The organism is Micromonospora sp. NPDC020750 (genome assembly GCF_044334565.1).
Taxonomy (GTDB): domain Bacteria; phylum Actinomycetota; class Actinomycetes; order Mycobacteriales; family Micromonosporaceae; genus Micromonospora.
In genome coordinates this window covers 96,302-118,278 of sequence record NZ_JBIRTH010000008.1, presented here as the reverse complement: position 1 = coordinate 118,278, position 21,977 = coordinate 96,302, and the positions used below count along the sequence as shown (strand labels likewise).

General features: G+C 73.9%; 12 protein-coding genes. 8 read left to right on the top strand and 4 right to left on the bottom strand.

Features of this window, described 5'->3' with window-relative positions:
• Window positions 1–354: 354 nt before the first annotated feature.
• Window positions 355–3,219, bottom strand: a complete 2,865-nt coding sequence (locus tag ACH4T9_RS23895) for a hypothetical protein (protein WP_396673549.1) — start codon at window positions 3,217–3,219, stop codon at window positions 355–357.
• Window positions 3,220–3,814: 595 nt separating this feature from the next.
• Between ACH4T9_RS23895 and ACH4T9_RS23890 the strand changes: the two genes are divergently transcribed.
• Window positions 3,815–4,240 carry a nucleoside deaminase gene (locus ACH4T9_RS23890; RefSeq protein ID WP_396673547.1) on the top strand — a complete coding sequence of 142 codons (426 nt, stop codon included), beginning with the start codon at window positions 3,815–3,817 and terminating at the stop codon, window positions 4,238–4,240.
• Between the two features lie 179 nt (window positions 4,241–4,419).
• On the opposite strand, the gene ACH4T9_RS23885 is transcribed toward ACH4T9_RS23890, so the two are convergent.
• Together ACH4T9_RS23885 and ACH4T9_RS23880 are read right to left on the bottom strand one after the other, a co-directional pair.
• On the bottom strand, window positions 4,420–4,665 hold the full coding sequence (locus tag ACH4T9_RS23885; RefSeq protein WP_387025171.1) for a flavin reductase: 246 nt from the start codon (window positions 4,663–4,665) through the stop codon (window positions 4,420–4,422).
• Complete coding sequence (locus tag ACH4T9_RS23880) at window positions 4,665–4,844, bottom strand: hypothetical protein (protein ID WP_396673545.1); 180 nt, start codon at window positions 4,842–4,844, stop codon at window positions 4,665–4,667. Before ACH4T9_RS23880 ends, ACH4T9_RS23885 begins: the two co-directional genes overlap by 1 nt.
• Window positions 4,845–5,428: 584 nt before the next feature.
• Between ACH4T9_RS23880 and ACH4T9_RS23875 the strand changes: the two genes are divergently transcribed.
• From ACH4T9_RS23875 to ACH4T9_RS23865, 3 genes are all read left to right on the top strand, one after another.
• Complete coding sequence (locus ACH4T9_RS23875; protein WP_396673544.1) at window positions 5,429–6,196, top strand: DUF5753 domain-containing protein; 768 nt, start codon at window positions 5,429–5,431, stop codon at window positions 6,194–6,196.
• Entirely contained in the window at window positions 6,187–6,387 is a 201-nt protein-coding gene (locus ACH4T9_RS23870; RefSeq protein ID WP_396673542.1) for a DUF397 domain-containing protein, read from the top strand. The genes ACH4T9_RS23875 and ACH4T9_RS23870 overlap by 10 nt, the downstream gene beginning before the upstream one ends.
• 64 nt (window positions 6,388–6,451) lie before the next feature.
• Window positions 6,452–7,105, top strand: coding sequence for a GNAT family N-acetyltransferase (locus tag ACH4T9_RS23865; protein WP_396673540.1), 654 nt, complete (start codon window positions 6,452–6,454; stop codon window positions 7,103–7,105).
• A gap of 98 nt (window positions 7,106–7,203) precedes the next feature.
• On the opposite strand, the gene ACH4T9_RS23860 is transcribed toward ACH4T9_RS23865, so the two are convergent.
• Complete coding sequence (locus ACH4T9_RS23860; protein WP_396673538.1) at window positions 7,204–8,772, bottom strand: polysaccharide lyase family 1 protein; 1,569 nt, start codon at window positions 8,770–8,772, stop codon at window positions 7,204–7,206.
• A 659-nt stretch (window positions 8,773–9,431) separates the two neighbouring features.
• On the opposite strand from ACH4T9_RS23860, the gene ACH4T9_RS23855 reads away from it, so the two are divergent.
• Genes ACH4T9_RS23855 through ACH4T9_RS23840 form a run of 4 tightly spaced genes read left to right on the top strand, consistent with a single transcriptional unit; the run spans window position 9,432 to window position 21,971 of the window.
• On the top strand, window positions 9,432–12,995 hold the full coding sequence (locus ACH4T9_RS23855; protein WP_396673536.1) for an amino acid adenylation domain-containing protein: 3,564 nt from the start codon (window positions 9,432–9,434) through the stop codon (window positions 12,993–12,995).
• The gene (locus ACH4T9_RS23850) at window positions 12,992–16,141 is read left to right on the top strand and encodes a thioesterase domain-containing protein (protein ID WP_396673535.1); all 3,150 of its coding nucleotides are present in this window, start codon (window positions 12,992–12,994) and stop codon (window positions 16,139–16,141) included. The genes ACH4T9_RS23855 and ACH4T9_RS23850 overlap by 4 nt, the downstream gene beginning before the upstream one ends.
• Entirely contained in the window at window positions 16,138–18,456 is a 2,319-nt protein-coding gene (locus ACH4T9_RS23845) for a lantibiotic dehydratase (RefSeq protein WP_396673533.1), read from the top strand. The genes ACH4T9_RS23850 and ACH4T9_RS23845 overlap by 4 nt, the downstream gene beginning before the upstream one ends.
• On the top strand, window positions 18,453–21,971 hold the full coding sequence (locus tag ACH4T9_RS23840) for an amino acid adenylation domain-containing protein (protein ID WP_396673531.1): 3,519 nt from the start codon (window positions 18,453–18,455) through the stop codon (window positions 21,969–21,971). Before ACH4T9_RS23845 ends, ACH4T9_RS23840 begins: the two co-directional genes overlap by 4 nt.
• Window positions 21,972–21,977 lie beyond the last annotated feature (6 nt).

Sequence of the window (21,977 nt, the reverse complement as noted above, 5' to 3'; positions counted from 1 at the left end):
CTCACCGAGATCCTCTGTAGTCTCGGGTCACCGCGGGCGACCTGGATCCGGACCGACGATCCCGCCAGCGTCCGTACCCTACGTGGGATCGATTCCGAACTGGTCGACCTGGTACACGCCCGCTGTCCCGGCACCTGGGCCGAGGACGACTGACGCCCTGCCTCGCTCCACCGTCCGTGAGGTAGCGGTCCGCTTTACCAGGTGCAGGAACAGCGCGCGGGGATCAGCCGCATCATCTGAGCCGTCGGCCGACCGCCCGCCTCTGTTGGGTCGGCGTGGGTGGTGGTCACGGCGTGCCGGCTGTGGTGCCGGCGAGCTGGCGCAGTAAGGCCGGGCGGGCTCGGTACCAGAAGTTCAGGTGCTTGTTCCAGGAGGCGCGTCGTCGGATGCTGCTGCGACGGACTGCTTGCCGAATTCCCGCTGCAGTTCGGCCAGGATTGATACGGCCGTGTCCCGAAGCGCCGCGAACGCTTCCGGTTCGGTAGCAGCTAGTTCCTCAAGGTATTGCACGCCCTCGGTCGTCATCGCGACGACGCGGTCGCTCGCAACGCCTACGGCAAGTCCTACTACACCCACGTTCCGGAGCGATATGGCGAGGTTGGGCAGGTGGGCGTCGCGGTTTGTGGCGGCCAGTTCCCGGCGCAGGGTGATGGCTTCCTCGATGGCGGTCAGGGCTTCGGTGGGGTGGCCGGTCTGCGCGAGTCGGAGTGCCTGGTTGTTGATGGATATGGCGAGGTTGGGGAGGTAGGCGTCGCGGTTGGTGGCGGCGAGTTCGCGGTAGAGGTTGGTGGCTTCGGTGCTGGCGGTCAGGGCTTCGGTGGGGTGGCCGGTTTCCGCGAGTCGGACCGCGTGGTTGTTGATGGATATGGCGAGGTTGGGGAGGTAGGCGTCGCGGTTGGCGGTGGCGAGTTCGCGGTGGAGGGTGATGGCTTCGGTGCTGGCGGTCAGGGCTTCGGTGGGGTAGCCGGTTTCCGCCAGTCGGACCGCGTGGTTGTTGACGGACATGGCGAGGTCGGGGAGGTAGGCGTCAGGGTTGGTGGCGGCGAGTTCGCGGTGGAGGGTGATGGCTTCGGTGCTGGCGGTCAGGGCTTCGGTGGGGTGGCCGGTCTCTGCGAGTCGGAGTGCGTGGTTGTTGACGGACATGGCGAGGTTGGGGAGATGGGCGTCGCGGTTGGTGGCGGCGAGTTCGCGGTAGAGGTTGGTGGCTTCGGTGCTGGCGGTCAGGGCTTCGGGACGGCGGCCGGTCTCCGCCAGTCGGACCGCGTGGTTGTTGACGGACATGGCGAGGTTGGAGAGGTAGGCGTCGCGGTCGATGCCGGCCAGTTCGCGGTAGAGGGTGATGGCTTCGGTGCTGGCGGTCAGGGCTTCGGTGGGGTGGCCGGTCTCCGCGAGTCGGAGTGCGTGGTTGTTGACGGACATGGCGAGGTTGGGGAGATGGGCGTCGCGGTTGGTGGCGGCGAGTTCGCGGTAGAGGGTGATGGCTTCGGTGCTGGCGGTCAGGGCTTCGGGACGGTGGCCGGTCTCCGTCAGTCGGAGTGCGTGGTTGTTGACGGACATGGCGAGGTCGGGGAGGTAGGCGTCGCGGTTGGTGGCGGCGAGTTCGCGGTAGAGGGTGATGGCTTCGGTGCTGGCGGTCAGGGCTTCGGTGTGGCGGCCAGCCTCCGCCAGTCGGAGTGCGTGGCCGCCGTGCCAGACCGCTCGTTCCTGCGGGGGCGTCGTTGGCGGGAGGTCGATGAGGACCTTGGTGGTCAAGGCCATCGCGACCTGGCCCAGTTCCAGGGACGGATAAGGCACCCGCTCCGCCCACACGCGCGCCCATTCGGGATCGATCGCGGCTGTCATGAGCAGAGTCGCTACCCGGGCGGCGAACCTGCCCGGGAACTGCGTCCCAACCTGTAGCACCGCCTCGGTCATCACCGGCACGTCAGCACTCAACGCTATTTCGATCACCTTGACCGCGTCCGGTTGATGCACACACGCCCGACCCAGCACCGTCAACGCCCGCACGGCTTGCGCCCTGGGCAGCCCAGAGAACACCGCCGTCTGCTCGGCCGGCGCGCAGTCGCGTAACACCGCCACGGCCAGGCCCTCCGCGAGCAGGTCCGGCTGCAACGTTCCCAATGCCCCACCCGATCCCGCCGACGGATACAAGTTCCGCAGCCAACGCACGAAGGCGCCCACCACCGGTGCCGGCGTGTCCTCGCCCAGCAGCGGTGCCCGACGTACGAGGCCCGCAGCCTGCCCGTCGTCGTCGGCACCGAGTAGCGCCGCGAGGCCCACCACCTGACGCAACGCCGCGTCCCGGGAGGTCACGTCACCGGAAGCGACCAGCCGGGCGCGTCGGGCACAGCCGCGCCAGTAGCGCGCTTCGTGGCTGATCACCTCGGCCAGCACGTCGTAGCGGCCGCCACCGCGTGGGCCACCGAGGACCGCGACCAACGCCTCGGCGTGCAACCGCAACACCGGCGTATCCACATCGTGGGCCTGTGGCGTGAACTCCGCCGGCGGCGCGTACCGAAGGTGGTCGGCGAACTGTGCCACCGCATCCGCGACGATCTCGGAGGGGGCACGCTCCTCGACGCGTGCCGGCAGCTCGATCACGTTCGCCGGCATCGTCAAGGCATCCACCAGGTGCGCCTGTTCCGGGTACGCGGCCGACAGGGTGGCCCACCACAGCCCGGCCGTGCGGGCCAGCAGCAGCACCCGCACACCCTCGGCCCGTTGCGCCGTACACAGCAGAGCCGCCAGCGACGCCGGGTCGCGGGTCTCGGCGTAGTCGACCACCAGCAACAACCGGGCGGGAGCCGCACCATCGGCGACCAGTTGCGCCACCCGTGCTTCCCCCTGTGGCGCGACCGGCCACCACGTCCAGCCCGCCAGGCCGGTCGCGAAGTGTTGGGCCAGCCGGGTCTTGCCCACCCCGCCGCTCCCCACCACCAGGCGCACCGGTGATGCCTCCGGGTCCGCACACCACGTCTGCAACCCCCGCAGGACCCAGCCCCGGCCGAAGAACCGAATCACCGCCGCTTGGGGATGCAACAACCACGCCACCGAGGCCGGGAGGTCCGCCACCAACACACCGGCCACCGCCCGGCCCTGCCGCTCGTGTCGTTCTCGCCGGGCCGCCGCCCACTGCCCCAGGGACGGGCCGAACCCACCCGCAACGGCCGCCGTAGCGCCCGCGACGACCGTCCACCCCGTCTTGTCGTCGGCGACCAAGGCCCACACCGTCGCCCCGGCCACACCCCCCGGCACCCCCGCAGCCAGGAACCGCCACCACAACCCGCCGCCCCGGCCCCGGACCATGCCCGCACCCTACTGAAAGCGATCGAGCCAACACACCTACGAACATCCGGCGGCGACCTCCGCTTATCGGTCGCAGCGAGCCTGTACGCGTGGGATGAGGCCCGTCCCGGGCCGGCCCCTGGGAGGGAACCGGATGGCTCTCCCTCGTCCCTCGAGATTGGAGAGGGGACCGCCCGCTCGGCTCGGTGCGGAAGGCCCCAGGGCGGCCCCCTCGACGAACGCGAGCCGGGAACTTACCAGCCGACCCCGTGTCGCCCTGAGAACGCCATCGCTCTCCGGATTTGAGTGCCTACAATGCGTAGGCATGTGTTCTGTAGGTGTTGAGGACGTCGGTGAGGGATGAGGATGACTCACGCGCTACGGGCAGCGATGGTCGCCACAGGCCAACCTTTCGAGAGCCTTGCTGGGCAGGTCGGTTCAACGGCGACCTGACTGAGATCCGTCAGCCCGAACGCGCCTGGCGGGCACCAGCGGCCGTGGCCGCACACCACGAATCCCAGGAGGACCGATGATCCCCGACGACGAGATATTTCTCCGCCGTGCCTTGGAAATCGCCAGCCAGGCCGGGGCGTCCGGCGAACAGCCATTCGGCTCGTTGCTTGTCGGTGCGGACGGCACAGTCCTGGCCGAGGACCACAACACCGTGGTCTCCGACTCCGACATCACCGCCCATCCGGAACTGAAGCTGGCCCGCTGGGCCGCCCGGGAACTTGCCCCCGATGTGGCGGCCGGCACCACCATGTTCACCAGCTGCCAGCCCTGCCCGATGTGCGCTACCGCGATCGAACGCTCCGGCCTCGGCCGGGTGGTGTACGCCCTGTCCACCGAACAGCTCAAGGAGGTCAGATCGGCTGCCCCGCCGCTGCCCCCGGTGCGGTACGAGGGGCCGGCACTATTCGATGAGGCGCGCCAGCCGATCGACAACTACTACTAGCGCACATGTGAGTGCGGTGACTCGCTCCGCCACGCTGGCATCCTGGGCCCTGTCGTCGGAAGAAGGGTTGTGCGCCAGCGAGGTACGAGCTGTTCGCGCGGGATCAGGCCCGCCCCGGGCCGGTCCCGGGGGAGGGAACCGGACCGGGGCGGGCGGTCGGGGAGAGCGGTCGGGGAGGGCTACCGTGGCGCGCGGACCCAGGACAGGAAGCGGTTGGTCAGGTCGACCGGCGGATTCGACGGATTCAACGCCGTCAGGTGGACGTTTGCCTCTTCTTTGAGCATCGCCAGGTAGAACAGCAGGGCCGTCCGGTTGCCCTGGTACTCAGCCAGCAGCGACAGCCGCGCCGGGCCGCACGGCCACGGGGCCCCGCAGCGCCTGCACAGCCAGAGAGGACGGATCGGGAGGTGCGGGCTGCCGGGCATCAGCGGTACCGCAGCGCGGTCGCCCGCGCCTCCTCGTCGGTCATCGGCAGGAACCACAGGAACCGCTTCACGATTTCCGGCGGGGTCGGGCCCTCGGGTCGGCCCCGCAGGTCGCGGATCGCCGGGCGGAGGAACAGCGTGAAGCTCGCCAGCAGTGCGCCGCGAAGGTGGTCGTCCATCGGCAGACCTCGCCATACGGAGCACGGGAACGGCTCGCCGTCGGCCTCGCACAGCCAGGCGGGGCCCGCCGCACAGTGCAGTTCCAGCGCCAGCGGGCCGGGAGTCGACCTCACCACCGACCCCCGTTCCCGTGCCACGTCTCCGTCCGGCCGCGCGGCTCGCCGGCGAGGCTCCACCTGACCCGCGTCTCCGCGTCGTTACGCGGTACGCGCAGCGGCGGGATCATCGGGCCGACAAGCGGCGGGTCGTACCGCGCGGTCTTCGGCTCGGTCTTCGGCTCGCGCTTCTCCTTCCTGGCCCTGTCCTCCCTGCACACCTGGCACGCGCAGTGCCGGCCGCGATAGGCCCGGTGAAGTCCTCCTCGGTGCGACATGGCTCTCCTTGCCCGTCGAGATTGGAGAGGGAGCCGCCCGCTCGGGGTGTGGTGCGGGAAGGACCGGGCGGCCCCCTCGACGAACGCGAGCCGGGAACCTGTCAGCCGACCCGCGCCGCCCTGACACCAGCTTTCTGACGGTTGCGAGACAATCACACCGCGTAGCATTATGGGGTCGGAGTGGACGGGACAATCCAGATGGGAAGCCGGATGAACCATGCCGTGATCGAGGCCATGACCTCCGGCGGGTTGACCGCCGAAACTCTCGCAGCTCAGGTTGGTGTGGATCCCAAAACTGCGGCACGGTGGGCAAACCCAGGGCATATTCCGCAGTCCCGCCACCGCGCGAAGGTCGCGAAGCTGCTCGGGAAGGAAGTAGGCACGCTGTGGCCTGACGCTCTGAAGCGCCGAGCACCAGCCTGGTTCCGACCATGGGCCGAGATCGAACGGGAGGCTGTGTCCCTGCGGAGCTTCCAGCTCGCCTGGGTGCCGGGTCTGCTGCAGATCGAGGCGTACGCACGGGCGACGCTCGCGGGTGAAGCGTTGTCGTCGGCCGAGGTGGATAATCTCGTCGCAGCTCGACTCAGCAGGCAGGGCATCCTACGGCGGGACCGTCCGCCTCTACTCGTCGCGGTGATCGATGAATCCGTGCTGCGGCGGACCCTCAACGGTGACCGCGCCATGATGGCGGACCAGCTCGCCCACCTGGCAGAGTGTGCCGCCCGGCCCGCCATCCAGGTATTCATAGTGCCGGTGTCCACCGGGATGTATCCGGGGCTCGGCGGCCCCTTCACCGTCGCCGAACTCCCTGACGGCGGTCGGGTCGTACATGTCGATAGCCAGGCGGAAGCACAGATCATCGAACGGACCGCCGACATTGCTACGCTCGAACGACGTTGGGAGTGCGTGCGCGGGGAGGTCTTGTCCCGAAGGCACTCCCTAGACCTCATCAGGGAAGCGGCAGCCTCATGGACCTGACCGGCGCGCAGTGGCGCAAGAGCACGAGGAGCGGAAACAACGGCGGCGACTGCGTCGAGGTCGCCGACAACGTTGCCGGCGTCGTCCTCGTCCGTGACACCAAGGACCGCGACGGCGGGACGCTGGCCTTCGCGCCGGCCGCCTGGGCCGGTTTCGTGGACTTCGCGAGGAAGCTCGGCCCCGTCACCTGACGGACCAGCGCAGATCGGCAGTAAATGGCTCGCACCGCCAGCAGCGTCATGTGATTCTCGCCGGATGGCTCAACCAGTCCTGCGCACCGGCCGCCTGCTGCTGATTCCGCTCGCCGACCGGCACATCGAGGCAGCGGTCCAGCTCGACTCCGACCCGGAGGTGCTTCGCTACCTCACCGGCCGGGCGAGATCCAGGGACGAGGTGGTCGAGTCCCATTCGCGGAGGATGGCCCTGGCCGACAAGGTCGACGGCCTGGGCTACTGGATGGCCTTCGGCACTGACGGTGGCGCGCGGGGCTCGACGCCGCCGGCCCATGAGGACGAGGGCGAGTTCATCGGGCTCATGATGCTTCCGCCGGCGCACGGCCCCGACCAACCCGACGACCCGACCGTCGCGGAACTCGGTTACCGCCTCGCCCGTCGGCACTGGCGCAAGGGCTTGGCCAGCGAGGCGTCCCGCGCCCTGCTGCGGCACGCCTTCGACACCGTCGGGCAGCGCCGGGTGATCGCGCAGACCATGGCCGTGAACATCGGTTCCCGGGGCGTGATGGAGGCCGTCGGCATGCGGTACGTGCGCACGTACTTCCCGACCTGGGACGACCCGCTGCCGGGCACGGAGCTGGGTGAGGTCGAGTACGAGATGACCCGCGCGATGTGGGCGGCGGACCGCTCGGCGATCCTGATTCCGGGGCGTCCGCCGGCCCCCGCCCCCGGGTGATCAGCGGCGGGCGGAGGTCACCGCGTCGATGCCGGGTCGGTCGCCGCCGCCCGGCGGGTCCGGGGCTGCCGGAGCCGCCGGGCAGCGGGACCGCACTGCTAGCCGGCGTACGTCTCGAACTCGGCGACCCTCGGCGCGCCGGTCGAGCTGTTGATCTCGAAGGTGACCTTGGTCAGCGAGGTCGGGGGGAAGGTGATGGTGCCCGCCCCGCTGCCGGAGGCCAGGACGGCGCCGGTCCCGCCGTTGGTGACCCGCCAGGACCCGATGTTGCCCACGGCGCCCGACGCCTCACGGATGATGATCCTGGACACCGTGGTGGGGGAGCCCCACTTGATCGAGATGGAGCCGGTCGAGCCGGCCGGCGACCAGTAGGTGCTCATGTCGCCGTCCCGCACGTTGCCGTAGCTCGTGCCGCTGGCCTTGCTCGACCCGTCGGAGCCGGCACCGATGCTGAGGTTGGTCCCGCCGGGGCTGGTCGGTCCCGGCGTGGGGCTGGTCGGTCCCGGCGTGGGGCTGGTCGGTCCCGGGGTGGGAGTGGTCGGTGTCGGCGACGGCGTCTGCGGCGAGCAGCTGCCGTTCGACTCCTTCAGGCCCGTGTTGGCGCCTGCCGTCTGGCGGACGACGTCCGGCACGCAGCCGGCCCCGTCGAGGCTGTAGGAGTACGGGATGCTGACGGTGGTGTTGGACTGCGGGTCGGGGCCGGCGGGGTTGTTGTCGCTGCCAGGGCTGGACCAGGTGACGTTGTCGAAGACGTTGCCGCTGACCTGCCAGTAGCCGGCCTCGCTGGTGTAGAAGGTGCCCAGGACGTCCTTGGAGTTCTTGAAGTGGTTGTTCTCCACCTTGGCCTTGGCCCCGGCCCGGGAGTTGATGCCGGACTCGTGCAGGCTCACGTAGGAGTTGTTGTAGATGTGGGCGATGCCGCCGCGTAGCAGGGGCGTGCGGGAGTCGATGTTCTCGTACAGGTTGTGGTGGAACGTGACGAAGCCGTTCGAGCGGTCGCTCTCGCTGGAGCCGATGAGGCCGCCCCGACCGGAGTTGCGCAGGATGCTGTAGGACAGGGTCACGTACTGGACGTTGTCCTTCATGTCGAACAGGCCGTCGTACCCCTCCGACTCCCCGCCGGACGCCTCCAGGGTGACGTGGTCGACCCAGACGTTGCGGACGGTGCTCTCCATGCCGATGGCGTCACCACCGTTGGACGTGGGCGAGCCCGACTTCTTGACGTTCCGGACGGTCACGTTCCGGATGATGATGTTGCTGGAGTCGCGGATGTGGATGCCCAGCTGGTCGAAGACGGCTCCGCCGCCGACCCCGATGATCGTGACGTTGCTGATCTGCTTGAGTTCGATCACGCCGGCGGCGGTGTTGCAGCTGTCGCCCGACACCTTGCTGGTGTTGCCGTGGTTGATGGTCCCCGTGACCTCGATGATGATCGGGGTGCTGCTGCTGGCCCGGGTGCACAGGGCCGTGTGGATCGCGGTCCCCGTGCTGGCTCGTACCGTCTGCCCGCCCGCGCCGCCGGTGGTCCCACCGTTCTGGGTCGCGTACCCGGTGGCGCTGCCGGCCGCCGCCGACGCCCGGGGTGTCGGCAGAGCCACACCGATCGCGACCCCGACGGCCGCTGTGGCCAGCGCCGCCTGGAGTCGCAGTGCGACTGGTCGTCTCATTGTCGCCTCACCTTCGTCCTCGAATGCTGGATGTCGCCGCGACGTACGTGTCGGTCGAAGCGGAACCCGACGAGACGCTTGCCGTCGCGGTGGAGTGATCCGAGATCGTCCCGGTGGCATCGGCGGCGGCAGCACCAGTTGCGCGGCGACGGTTGGGCAGAGTCGCCGCAGGTGCCGCGGTGGTCGCCCCCGCCGGGGGGATGATCCGCGGGCCTGGAAAGCGCTTTCCACCGTGAGAATAGGGATCCATCTATCTGCGTGGCAAGGCCCCGTCCGGATTGCAGCACTATGGACAGCTCCACCTGATGCGCGATCGCCATCCGGCGGCGCTGACCCTGCCGGCGACCCCTTCTGAGCTGCCACTCAGGGTGTGCCGCATGGGAAAACCCCCTGCCAGCAGGCGCTTTGGCCGCAAAATTACTGGCGGGTACACCCGTAAATCCAAGATCCTCTACGCGCTAGAGGACTGATCGGGTGGATCTGGCCAGCCGTCCCGGGCGGGCGTCGTCGGCTCTTCGGTCCGACTCCAATCGATGATCTTGCCGCCCGGTTGTAGGCCCATATGCTGCATCCATTGTGTAGTCCTGGGGGGGGGATCGTGATCACAGTGACCGGATGCCGCGCGCCCGCCGACGGTGTCGCGAACCGCGCCCGCTGACATGGAAAAACACGCCATCATCGATCGATTCGCCCGCCTCGCGGCCGAGGTTCCGGCCCGTCCGGCGATGCTCGGCGAGGGCCCTGCGGTCAGCTACGCCGACCTCGCCGTCGCCGCTGGTGGGCACGCCACGCTCCTCGCCGCCGCCGGGGTCCGCCCCGGCGACCGCGTCGCCCTGCTCACCCCGCACGGCGCGCCCACCGTCGCGGCGCTCCTCGGCGCGCTCGCCGCCGGCTGCGCGTACGTGCCGCTGGACCCGGGCTTCCCCGTCGACCGGCTGCGCCACATGCTCGCCGCCGCCGACGTGCGGACCGTGCTGGCCGCCCCGGAGCACTGGGAACTGGCCGCCCGGCTCGCCGCCGAGCGTCCCTGGACCGCCGTGCTGACCACCGACGCGGTGGCCCCCGCGCCGCTGCGCCCGACCGCCGTCGACCCGGACGCGCTGGCGTACGTGCTGTTCACCTCCGGCTCGACCGGGCTGCCGAAGGCGGTCGGGCAGACCCACCGCAACCTCGCCCGCGTCGTCGACAACCAGATCGACACCCTGGCCGTCGGCCCGGACGACCGGCTCAGCCTGCTCGCCTCGTTCAGCTTCGACGCGGCCATCCCTGACCTGTACCCGGCGCTGCTCACCGGCGCCGCCGTCGTCCCGGTCGACCTGCGCCGGCACGGCCTCGCCCACGCCGTCGACCAACTCGTCCGGCACCGGGCCACCGTCTACCACTCCACCCCCACGGTGTACCGGTTCCTGCTCGACGCCCTCGGCGACCGGCGGCTGGACGCCGTCCGGGCGGTGCTGCTCGGCGGCGAGCAGGCCACCTTCGCCGACGCCGCCCGGGGACGGGACCGGTTCGCCCCCGGCTGCGTGCTGGTCAACGGCTACGGCGCGACCGAGATGACGTTCGCCGCCCGGTACGCGCTGCCGCTGGCCGACGCCGACCCCGCCGCCACCGGCCCGCTGCCGATCGGCACCGCGCTCCCCGGCTACGAGGTGCACCTCGCCCCGGCCAGCGGCGAGAACCCCGCCAGCGGCGAGAACCCGGCCAGCGGCGAGATCGTGGTGCGCGGCCGGCACGTCGCCCCCGGCTATCTCGACCGGGCCGACGACCGGTTCACCCGGGAGCCCGACGGGGTCTGGTCGTACCGGACCGGGGACCTCGGCGCGCGGCTGCCCGGCGGCGAGCTGGTCTGCCTCGGCCGGCTCGACCGGCAGGTCAAGGTGCGCGGGTTCCGGGTCGAGCTGACCGAGATCGAGGCCGTCCTCGCCGCCCAGAGCGGCGTCGGCGCGGTCCGCGCCATCGCCCGCGACGGCGAGCTGCTCGCGTACGCCCGACCGGCCGGCGGGCCCCTCGACCCGGCGGCCCTGCGCGCCGCCCTCGCCCGGCGGCTGCCGGAGTACGCGCTGCCCCGCGCCGTCGTGGTGGTCGACGAGTTCCCGCTCACCGTCACCGGGAAGATCGACGAGCGGGCGCTGCCCGACCCGGCCCGGGACGTCCCGGCGGGGGAGGAGCCGGCCACCGCCACCGAGCGGGCCGTGCACGACATCTGGTGCGCGGTACTGGGCCGCCCGGCGGTGGCCCGCACCGCCAGCTTCTTCGACGTCGGCGGCCAGTCGCTGCTGCTCGGCGTGGTCCAGCAGCGTCTCGCCGAGCGGTTCGGGGTGCGCCCGCCCCTGCTGCGGCTGTTCGAGAACCCCACGGTCGAGGCGCAGGCCCGCCTCGTGGACGCCCCGCCCGTGCCCGACCGCGCCCCGGTCGGGCCGCCCCCGGTCGCGCCGGTCGCCGCCCGCGAGTACACCGGCGACGAGATCGCGGTGGTGGGGATGGCCGGTCGTTTCCCCGGCGCGGAGGACCTGGGCGCCTTCTGGTGGAACCTCTGCGCCGGGGTCGACGCGATCCACGACCACACCGACGAGGAACTGGCCGCCCTGGGCATCGGCCCACGGCTGCTCGCCGACCCCCGGCACGTCCGGGCCACCGGCCGGCTCGACGCCGTGACCGACTTCGACGCCGCCTTCTTCGCCTTCGGCGCGCAGGAGGCCGCCCGCACCGATCCGCAGCACCGGCTGTTCCTGGAGACCGCGTGGGAGGCCCTGGAGGACGCCGGGCACGACCCGTCGCGGTTCCCCGGGCTGGTCGGCGTGTACTCGGCCGCCTCCGCCAACCGGTACTTCCTGTTCCACCTCATGGACAACCCGGCCGTCGTCGGCGACGTCGACCCCGACGACTGGGAGGCCCGGCTGGTCGGCCGGCAGTCCACCGACCACCTGCCCGGCCAGGTCGCGTACCGGCTCGGGCTGACCGGGCCGGCGATGGCCGTGCAGAGCGCCTGCTCCAGCTCGCTGGTCGCGGTCTGCGTCGCCGCCCAGAGCCTCGCCGACTACCAGTGCGACATCGCCCTGGCCGGCGGGGTCAACGTGACCTGGCCCCGGTACCGGCACACCGCCGGCGGGATGGCCTCCCCGGACGGCCGGTGCCGGGCCTTCGACGAGGCCGCCAACGGCTCCGGATTCGGCTCCGGCGTCGGGGTGGTCGCGCTGCGCCGGCTCGCCGACGCCCAGGCCGACGGGGACCGCGTCTACGCGGTGCTGCCCGGCTGGGCGGTCACCAACGACGGCGCCGACCGGGCCGGCTTCGCGGTGCCCGGCCCCACCGGGCAGGCCGCCGCCGTGGCCGGTGCGCTGGCCGCCGCCGAGGTCGCCCCCGGCGAGGTCCGGTTCATCGAGGCGCACGGCAGCGGCACCCCGCTGGGGGACGCCCTGGAGGTCGCCGCCCTGCACGAGGTGTACGGGGGAGCCGCCCCCGCCGAGTCCTGCGCGCTGGGCTCGGTGAAGACCAACATCGGTCACCTCGACGCCGCCGCCGGCATCGCCGGGCTGATCAAGACGGTGCTCGCCGTCCAGCACGGCGTCATCCCGCCGAACCTGCACTTCACCCGGCCGCACCCGGAGATCGACCTCGCCGGCGGCCCGTTCCACGTGCCGACGAAGGCCCGGGACTGGCCGCAGGTGGGCCGCCGGGTGGCCGGGGTCAGCTCGTTCGGGCTCGGCGGCACCAACGCCCACGTGGTCGTCGAGCAGCCGCCGCCGGTCGAGCCGGCCGACGCCCCGGACGCGGCGGAGCACCTGTTGCCGGTGTCGGCGCGTACCCCGACGGCGCTGCGGGCGGCGCTGACCCGGCTGCGGCGGCACCTGGCCGGCGCGGCCCCGACGCTGGCCGATGTGGCCGCCACCCTCGCGCTCGGCCGCCGGGCCTTCGCCTGCCGGGCGGCGGTCGTGGCGGGCGACCTCACCGACGCCCTGGCCGGCCTGGACGCCCTGCTCGCCGCCGACGCCCCGTCCAGCGCGGGCGCCCTGCCCCCGGCGGGCGGCATGCTCGCCGCCGGGGGTCGGGTCGCCGGCCCACCCGGCGAACTGCGCGACCTCGCCGCTGACTGGGTGGCCGGGCGGGACGTCGACCTCGCCGCCCTGCACCCCGAGGACGGCGTCCGGCGCACCGGGCTGCCCACCTACCCGTTCCAGCGCCAGCGGTACTGGATCGACCCCCCTCAGAGAGGCATGCGGTGAACTGGTTCGTCTCCGCCGGAAGCCGACCCCAGGCGCCGGTGCGGTTGTTCTGCCTGCCCTACGCCGGCGGCGGCGCGAGCGCGTTCCGCGACTGGCAGCGGGAGTTCGGCGCCGACGTCGAGGTGCTGCCGGTGCAACTGCCCGGCCGGGAGAACCGGATCAGCGAGGACCCGAACTTCACCGTCGCCGAGGTCGCCGCCGCGATCGCCGGGCGGGCCGACCGGCCGTACGCGATCTACGGCCACTCGATGGGCGGGCGGGTCGGCTTCGAGGTGGTCCGCGAGCTGCGTCGCACCGGCGGGCCGCTGCCGCTGCGGCTGTACGTGGGCGGCGCGCGGGCCCCGCACGTCGACGACGCCAGCCTCTTCGACGGGCTGTCCCGGGTGGACGACGACGAGCTGCTGCGCCGGCTCGGCGACGGCGGCGGGCTGCCGGCCGGCGTGCTGGAGCACCCCGAACTGGTGGAGCTGCTGCTGCCGCTGCTGCGCGCGGACTTCGGCCGGGTGGACAGCTACCGGTACGTCCCGGGCGAGCCGCTGCCGGTGCCGGTCGTGGCGTTCAGCGGGCGGTCCGACCGGGCGGTGAGCCACGCGCAGAGCGTCGCCTGGGAGCGGCACACCGCCGCCGGGTTCACCCTGCGCGAGATCGACGGTGGGCACTTCTTCCTGCAGGACCGCCTCCCCGAGTTGGCCGTGACGATCCGCGCCGACCTCACGACCGCCGTCCGGGTCGCCGGCGCGAACGGGACCGCACCGGCCCCGGACGGCCCGACTGATCCGAAGGGCGAGTCGCAGGCGGCCGGCGCGGCGGACCCGAGGGACGCCGCCGACACGGCGGGGCACCGGGTGCCGCTGGGCGACACCGGCTGGTCGGTGTGGCGCGACGCGATCCTGCGCACCACCGGCTTCCCCGCCGACGGGCTCACCGCCCTCGGCGCACCGCAGGCCGCCGCCGCGGCCGACGAGCTGATCGCCACCGGCGTCGGGGAGGAGCGGTTCGACAAGGAGTTCGCCGAGGCCCTCACCGCCACCGCCGGCCGACTCAGCGAGCTGGCCGCCGACCCGCTGCTGCGCGAGGCCGTCACCTGGCAGAACCGCAACGCCCTGCTCGCCCTCGACGGGCTGGCCTCCGGCGGCGCGGACGCGCCCCGCAACGTGCGCCGCCGGGACCGCGAGCGGGCCCTGCTCAAGTACTGGCAGCGCTACTGCGGCAAGAACGAGACCGTCGGCTTCTTCGGCCCGAGCTGCTGGGTCACCCTCGACCCGGAGCAGGCCGACACCGCCCGGGTGCGCCCCGGCGCGACGCTGACCCGGCGGCGCTGGGTGTGGTTCGAGTCGTGGGCGCTGTCCGCGTACGGCGACCGGATCGGCGCCGACCTCGCGGTGCGGCAGTGGTGGCCGCCGACACTCCAGCCCCACCTGAGCCTGCGCGACCGGTCCGTGCTGCGACCCGGTCGCCCCCTGGTCACCCTCACCCCCGTCGAGGCTGCCCTGCTCGCCGCCGCCGACGGCCACCGCCCCGCCCGGGACCTGGTCACCGACCCGGCCGTCGGGCTGCGCCGCGCCGAGGACGGCTACGCGCTGCTGGACCGGCTGGTCGAGCGGGAGCTGATCACCTGGGACGCCGCCCTGCCGGTCGCCCCCGACGCCGAGGACGTGCTCGCGGCCCGGATCGACGCCATCGGCGACGAGCCCGCCCGCCGGGCCGCCCGGGCCGGGCTGGACCGGCTGCGCGCCGCCCGCGACGAGGTGGCCGCCGCGGCCGGCGACCCCGACCGGCTGCGCGCCGCCCTCGACCGGCTCGACGGGACGTTCACCGAGCTGACCGGCCAGCCGGCCAGCCGCCGCGCCGGTCAGATGTACGCCGGGCGCACCCTCTGCTACGAGGACACCGCCCGCGACCTCGACGTGGCCTTCGGCGCCCCGCTGCTGGCCGACCTGGCCGCCCCGCTCGCCGTGCTGCTGCGGGCCGCCCGCTGGCTGGCCGGCGAGCTGGAGCAGGCGTACGGGGCGACGTTCCGCGAGCTGTACGACGAGCTGCGCGCCGAGGCCGGCGACGGCGCGGTGTCGCTGGCCGACCTGTGGTTCCTCGTGCAGGGCCTGTTCTGGGGCACCGGCGAGCGGCCCGTCGACGCGGTCGCCGCCGAGTTCGCCGCCCGCTGGGCCGGGCTGTTCGGCCTGGCCGACCTGCCCCCGGGCGGCACCGAGGTGCGGCTGTCCGTCGCCGACCTGGCCGACCGGGCCGCCGAGGTGTTCCCGGCCCGCGCGAGCGAGTGGACCAGCGCCCGGCTGCACAGCCCCGACCTGCAGATCTGCGCCACCGACGCCGACGCCCTCGCCCGTGGGGACTACACCGTCGTGCTCGGCGAGCTGCACGCCGCCTGGCCGTCCTTCGACTGCCAGGTGTTCACCCCGTCCCACCCGGACGTCGAGCGGCTGCGTGCGGCGCTGGCCGCGGACCTCGGCACGCACCGGATGCGGCTGCTGTTCCCGGCCGACTGGCCCCGCCGCACCAGCCGCACCGCCGAGGCGCTGGTCGGCCCGACGGACCGGCAGCTCGCGTTCCTGCCCGCGCCGGGCGCCGACCCGGACCGGGTGCTGCCCACCGTGGACCTGACCGTGTCCGACTCCGCCGGCCGGCTCGTGGCCACCGCCCGCGACGGGTCGTGCTGGCCGCTGACCGAGGTGTTCGCCGGGCTGCTGAGCGGCCACGCGGTCGACGGGTTCAAGCTGGTCGCCGCCGCCCCGTACACGCCCCGGATCACCCTGGACCGGCTGGTGGTGGCCCGGCAGACGTGGCGTACCACGGTGGGGGAGTGCGGCCTGGCCGACGTCACCAGCGAACGGGACCGGTTCCTCGCCGTCCGCCGCTGGCGGCGCGAGAAGGGCCTGCCCGAGCTGGTGTACGTCAAGCTCGGCACCGAGACCAAGCCCTGCTTCGTCGACCTGGGCAGCCCCGCGTACGCCGCGATGTTCAGCGCCATGGTCCGGGCGGCCCGCAAGGACGGCGGGGACGGGGTGTCGCTGACCGTCAGCGAGATGCTGCCGACACCCGAGGACGCCTGGGTGCCCGACGGCGTCGGCCGGCGCTACTTCAGCGAGCTGCGGCTGCACATCGTCGACGACGAGGGGCGGGCCGGGCAGTGAACCACCACCATCTGCTGCCGCTGGGCGACACCGGCTGGTCGGTGTGGCGGGACGTGCTGCTGCGCACCGCAGGCTTCCCCGCCGCCGGCCTCGACCGGTTCGCCGCACCCGACGCCGCCGAGGCCGCCGACGCGCTGCTGGCCGGTTCGGCCCTCGCCGAGGCGTACGACAAGGAACTGGCCGCCGCGCTGGCCCGGTCCTCCGCCGTGCTCGCCGAGATCTGCGCCGACCCGCTGGTGCGCGAGGCGGTCACCTGGCAGAACCCGGAGATGCTGGTCGCCCTCGACGGGCTGCTGCGCACCGACCCCGCCGCCCGCAACAAGCCCCGCCGCAAGCGGGAGATCGCGGTGCTGCGCTACTGGCAGCGCTACTGCGGCAAGGCCGAGACCATCGGCTTCTTCGGGCCGGTCTGCTGGGGCACGTTCGACCCGGACAGCCCGCACACCCGGCTGACCCCCGGCCCCGGCCTGGCCGCCCGGCGCGAGGTCCACTTCGAGGCGTGGGCGCTGATGGCGTACGCCGACCGGCTCGCCGACGACCTGGCGGTGCGCCGCTGGTGGCCCCCGGCGCTGCCGCCCCACCTGGCCCTCGACGGGCGCCGGCTGCGCCGGCCGCTGCACCCGCCGACCGAGCTGTCCGCGGTGGAGGCCCAGCTGCTGGCCACCTGCGACGGCCGCACCCCGGCCGGGGACCTGGTGCAACGGCTGTGCGCGGACGGCGACGCCGGCCTGCGCCGCCCGGCCGACGGGTTCCTGCTGCTCGACCGGCTGGTCGAGCGGGGCCTGCTCACCTGGGACGCGGGACTGCCCAACAGCCCTCGGGCGGAACGGGTGCTGGCCGAGCGGATCGCGGCGGTCGGCGACCCGGCGGTGCGGGCCGAGGTGACGGCCGGCTTCGACCGGCTCCGGGCCGCCCGGGACGAGATCGCAGCCGCCGCGGGCGACCCGGGCCGGCTCGCCGCCGCCCTGGCCGCGCTCAACGCCGAGTTCACCGCGGTCACCGGCCGGCCGGCCACCCGCAACGGCGGGCAGATGTACACCGGCCGCACCGTGGTCTACGAGGAGACGTCGCGGGACCTGGAGTTCACCGTGGGCTCGGCCGTCCTCGACGAGCTGGCCGCGCCGCTGGCGATCGTGCTGCGGGCCGCCCGCTGGCTCACCGCCGAGATCGGCGCCGGATGCGAGCGGATCCTCGCCGAGCTGCACGCCGAACTGGCCGCCGACGGGCCGGTTCGGCTGGCCGACATCTGGTCGCTCGCCCAGGGGCTGATCCTCGCCCCGGACGGCCCGGTTGCGGCGGCCAGCGCCGGCTTCACCGCCCGGTGGGCCGAGCTGTTCGGGCTCGCCGACGTGGCCGAGGACCAGCCCGAGCTGCGGCTGAGCAGCGCCGACCTGGCCGCCCGGGCCGACGCCCTCTTCCCGGCCGCCGCCCCCGGCTGGCCCACCGCCCGCATCCACAGCCCGGATGTGCAGGTCAGCGCGCCCAGCGTCGACGCGCTCAACCGGGGGGAGTTCCTGCTCGTCCTCGGCGAGCTGCACCCGGCGACCACGCCGTTCGACAGCGCGGTCTTCGCCCCGTTCCACCCCGACCCGGCGGCGCTGCGCGCCGACGTGGACGCCGACCTGGGGCCGGCGCGGCTGCGGCTGCTCTACCCGGCGAGCTTCCCCCGGCAGACCACCCGCACCACCTGGCACCTGGACGGCCCGGGCGACCGGCAGCTCGGCATCGACACCGCCCGCGGCGCCGACATCGAGCGGATCGTGCCCGCTGCGGCCGTGCGGGTGGAGGCGGCGGCCGGGGGTCGGCTGACCGCCGAGCTGCCCGACGGGGCCCGGTGGCCGCTGGTGGAGGTCTTCGCGAACCTGCTCGGCGCCCTGCTGCTGGACAGCTTCAAGCTGCTCGCCCCGGCACCGGCCACCCCGCGGATCACCATCGACCGGCTGGTGGTGGCCCGGCGCACCTGGCGGACCACCGTCGCCGAGAGCGGGCTGGCCGGGGTCACCGGCGAGTCCGCGCGGTACCTGGCGGTGCGCCGCTGGCGGGACCGCCTCGGCCTGCCCGAGCGGGTCTTCGTCAAGGTCGGCACCGAGGTCAAGCCCTGCTACGTCGACCTCACCGGCCCGCTGTACGCCCAGTCGCTGTGCGCGATGGTCGACGCCGCCGCCCGGACCGCCCCGGACGTCTCGCTCACGGTCAGCGAGCTGCTGCCCGCCCCCGCCGACGCCTGGGTCACCGACGCGGCCGGGCACGGCTACGTCAGCGAGCTGCGCCTGCAGATCACCGATCCAGCCACCTATCCGGGAGAACACGGGTGACCGACATCCTGTCCATCAGCGCCGCGCACGGGGAGCCGCTGCCCTGGCCCGACGCCACGCTGGCCGAGCTGATCGCCGCCCAGGCCGCGCGGGCCCCGGATGCGGTGGCGGTGCGCCAGTGGGACGAGCGGCTCACCTACCGGGAACTGGTCGGCCGGGCCGCCGGGGTGGCCGCCGCGCTGCGCGAGCGCGGCGTCGGCCGGCAGAGCCGGGTCGGGGTGTGCGGCGAACGGCGGCCCGACCTCGTCGTCACCGTCCTCGGCGTGCTGCTCGCCGGCGGCTGCTACGTGCCGCTGGAGCCGGGCGGCCCGCGCCGGCGGCTGCGCGAGATCGCCGCCGACGCTCGCGTGCGGGTCGTCGTCGGCGACGCCGCCGAGGCCGAGTTCGGTGACGTGCCGGGCGTGCAGACCGTCGCGCTGCCCGGCCCCGCCCCGCTGGCCCCCTGCCCGGCCCGCCCCGGCGACCCGGCGTACGTGCTGTTCACCTCCGGCTCCACCGGCCGGCCCAAGGGGGTGCTCACCACCCACCGCAACGTCGTCGAGTTCGTCACCGGTTACGCGGCCCGGTCCGGCGCGGACGCCTCGGTGCGCAGCCTCGGCATCGCCTCGCTCGGCTTCGACGCGGCCGTCATCGACCTGTTCGTCCCGCTGCTGCTCGGCGGCGCGGTGCAGCTCCTCGGCGGCGACGACCGGTCCGACCCGGCCCGGCTGACCCGGTTCGTCGTCGAGCACGAGGTGAACTGGGGCTTCATCACCCCGACCGTGCTGTCCATGCTGGACCCGGCCGAGCTGCCCGGCTGGCGCACCGTGCTCTGCGGCGGCGAGGCCGTGCCCGCCGAGCTGGCCACCCGCTGGGCTCCCGGCCGGCGCTTCGTCAACAGCTACGGCCCCACCGAGACCACGGTGGTGGCGGTCAGCGGGGAGCTGACCGCCACCGAGACCGACCCGGTGCCGATCGGCGCTCCGCTGCCCAACCACCGGGCGTACGTGGTCGACGCCGAGCTGCGCCCGGTGCCGCCGGGGGAGACCGGTGAGCTGCTCATCGGCGGCCCCGGCCTGGCCGACGGGTACCTCGACCGGCCCGGCCTGACCGCCGAGCGGTTCGTGCCCGACCCGTTCTCCGGGCAGCCCGGGGAGCGGCTGTACCGCACCGGCGACCTGGTCACCCAGGCCCCCGACGGGCGGATCGTCTACCACGGGCGCACCGACCGGCAGGTCAAGATCCGCGGGCAGCGCATCGAGCTGGGCGAGGTCGAGGGCGTCCTCGCCGGGCTGCCCGGCGTCGAGCGGGTCGCCGTCGAGGCCGTCGACGGGCCGGCCGGCGCCGAGCTGGTCGCGTTCCTCACCCCCGCCGACGCCCCCGACGACGCGGCGCTGCGCGCGTACGCCGAGCCCCGGCTGACCGCCGCGATGCGCCCGGCCCGGACGGTGCGCCTGGCCGCGCTGCCGGTCAGCGCGATCACCGGCAAGCTGGACCGCCCGGCGCTGCGCGCCCTGGCCGCCGCCGCCCGCCCCGCGCCGGTGGCCGACGGCGGGCCGGCCGACGCCGACCCGGTCACCCGGGCCGTGGCCCGGGCCTGGACCCGGCTGCTCGGCGCCGCCCCCGGCCCGGACACCGACTTCCTCGCCTCCGGCGGGAACTCCATCGTCGCGATGCGGCTCGTGGCCGCGCTCCGGGCCGAGCTGGGCCGGCACGTCGACACCCGGGACGTGTTCGCCGGACGCACCCTGACCGGCCTCGTCGAACGGATCACCGCCGCCGCACCGGACCCCGGCGACGGGCTGACCACCGGGAACCCGCCCACCCTGTCCCCGCCGCAGCGCCGGCTGTGGTTCGTCGACCAGCTCGCCCCGTCCAGCGCGCCCTACAACATCGCGGTGGCCCACCGGTTGCGCGGCGAGCTGGACGTCCCCGCCCTCGGCGCGGCCCTGCGCGCCGTGGCCGAGCGACACGACGTGCTGCGCTGGCGCATCCCGCAGACCGCCGGGGTGCCCTACGCGGTGTGCGAGGAACCCACCGACGTGGCGGTGCCGGTGGTCGACCTGACCGGCGGGGCGGACCCGGAGGCGGAGCTGGCCGGAATGCTCGCCGCCGGCGCGGCGCACGCGTTCGACCTGGCCACCGGGCCGCCCTGGCAGGTCGCCGTGTACCGGCTCGGACCGGCCGCCCACGTGCTCGCGATCACCTGGCACCACGCGGTGTTCGACGGCTGGTCCGAGGCGGTGTTCTACGACGACCTGGCCGCCGCGTACGCGCGGGCCGTGGCCGGCGCGCCCCCCACCCTGCCCGCCGTGGCCGCCCGGTACGCCGACTACGCCGTGTGGCGGGCCGAGCGGGACCGCCGGCGCGGCGCCGAGGACCTGGCCTGGTGGGCCGGGCACCTGCGCGGCGCGCCGACCGTGCTGGACCTGCCCCGCGACCGGCCCCGCCCCGCCGTGCAGACGTACGCCGGCGTGGAGGCCGCGGTCACCCTGTCCGTCGAGGCGGACCGGGCGGTGCGGGCGCTGGCCGAGCGGCGCGGCACGGGCGTCGCGGCGGTGCTGCTGGCCGGCTTCGGCGAGCTGCTGAGCCGGCTCACCGGCGGCGACGACCACGTCGTCGGCGCGATCGTCGCCGACCGGCGGCTGGCCGCGTTCGACGACGTCGTCGGGTTCTTCATCGACACCGTGCCGGTGCGGGTGCGCACCGGCGGGGCGAGCTTCGCCGAACTGGTCGACCGCTGCGCGGCCGAGCTGCACGACGCCACCGCCCACCCGGGCGCGCCGCTGGAGAAGATCGTCGAGGCGCTCGGCGTCGGCCGGGACACCTCCCGGGCGCCGCTGTTGCAGGTGCTGTTCAACGTGCTCAACTTCACCCAGCCCCGGCTGGCGCTGACCGGGCTGACCGGCGAGCCCGCGCCGGTGCCCAAGCCCGGCTCCCCGTTCGACCTCACCGTCTACGTGGCGGAGCGGGCCGGCCGGCTCGGCGTCGAGGTGGTGCACAACCCGGACCTGTTCGACGCCGACCGGATCGACGCGCTGCTGGCCGACCTGGCCACCCTGGTCGGTGCGCTGGCCGCCGCCCCCGACGCGCCGGCCGGCGAGGTCGCCGCAGAGCTGCCCCGGCCGACCGTGCGCACCGCTCAGCTCGGCGCGATGACCGTCGCCGCGACCGCCGAGCCCGCGCGGACGGTGGCGCTGCCCGCCGGCCCGGACGCCCTCACCGACACCGAGGAACTGGTCGCCGGCATCTGGCGGGAGGTCCTGGAACGCGACCGGGTCGGGGTCACCGACAACTTCTTCGACATCGGCGGGCACTCGCTCGCCCTGGCCGCCGTGCACGCCCGGCTGACCGCCGCCACCGGCCGGTCGATCGCGATGCTCGACCTGTTCCGCCATCCCACCGTCCGGGCCCTCGCCGCCCATCTCGACGGCGCGGCCGACCGACCGGAACTGGCCCGTGCCGCGCTGCGGGCCGCCGCCCGCCGCAGCCGGACCCGACGTATCCCTCCCCGCCGCCCCGGCGGCACCGCGTGACGAAGG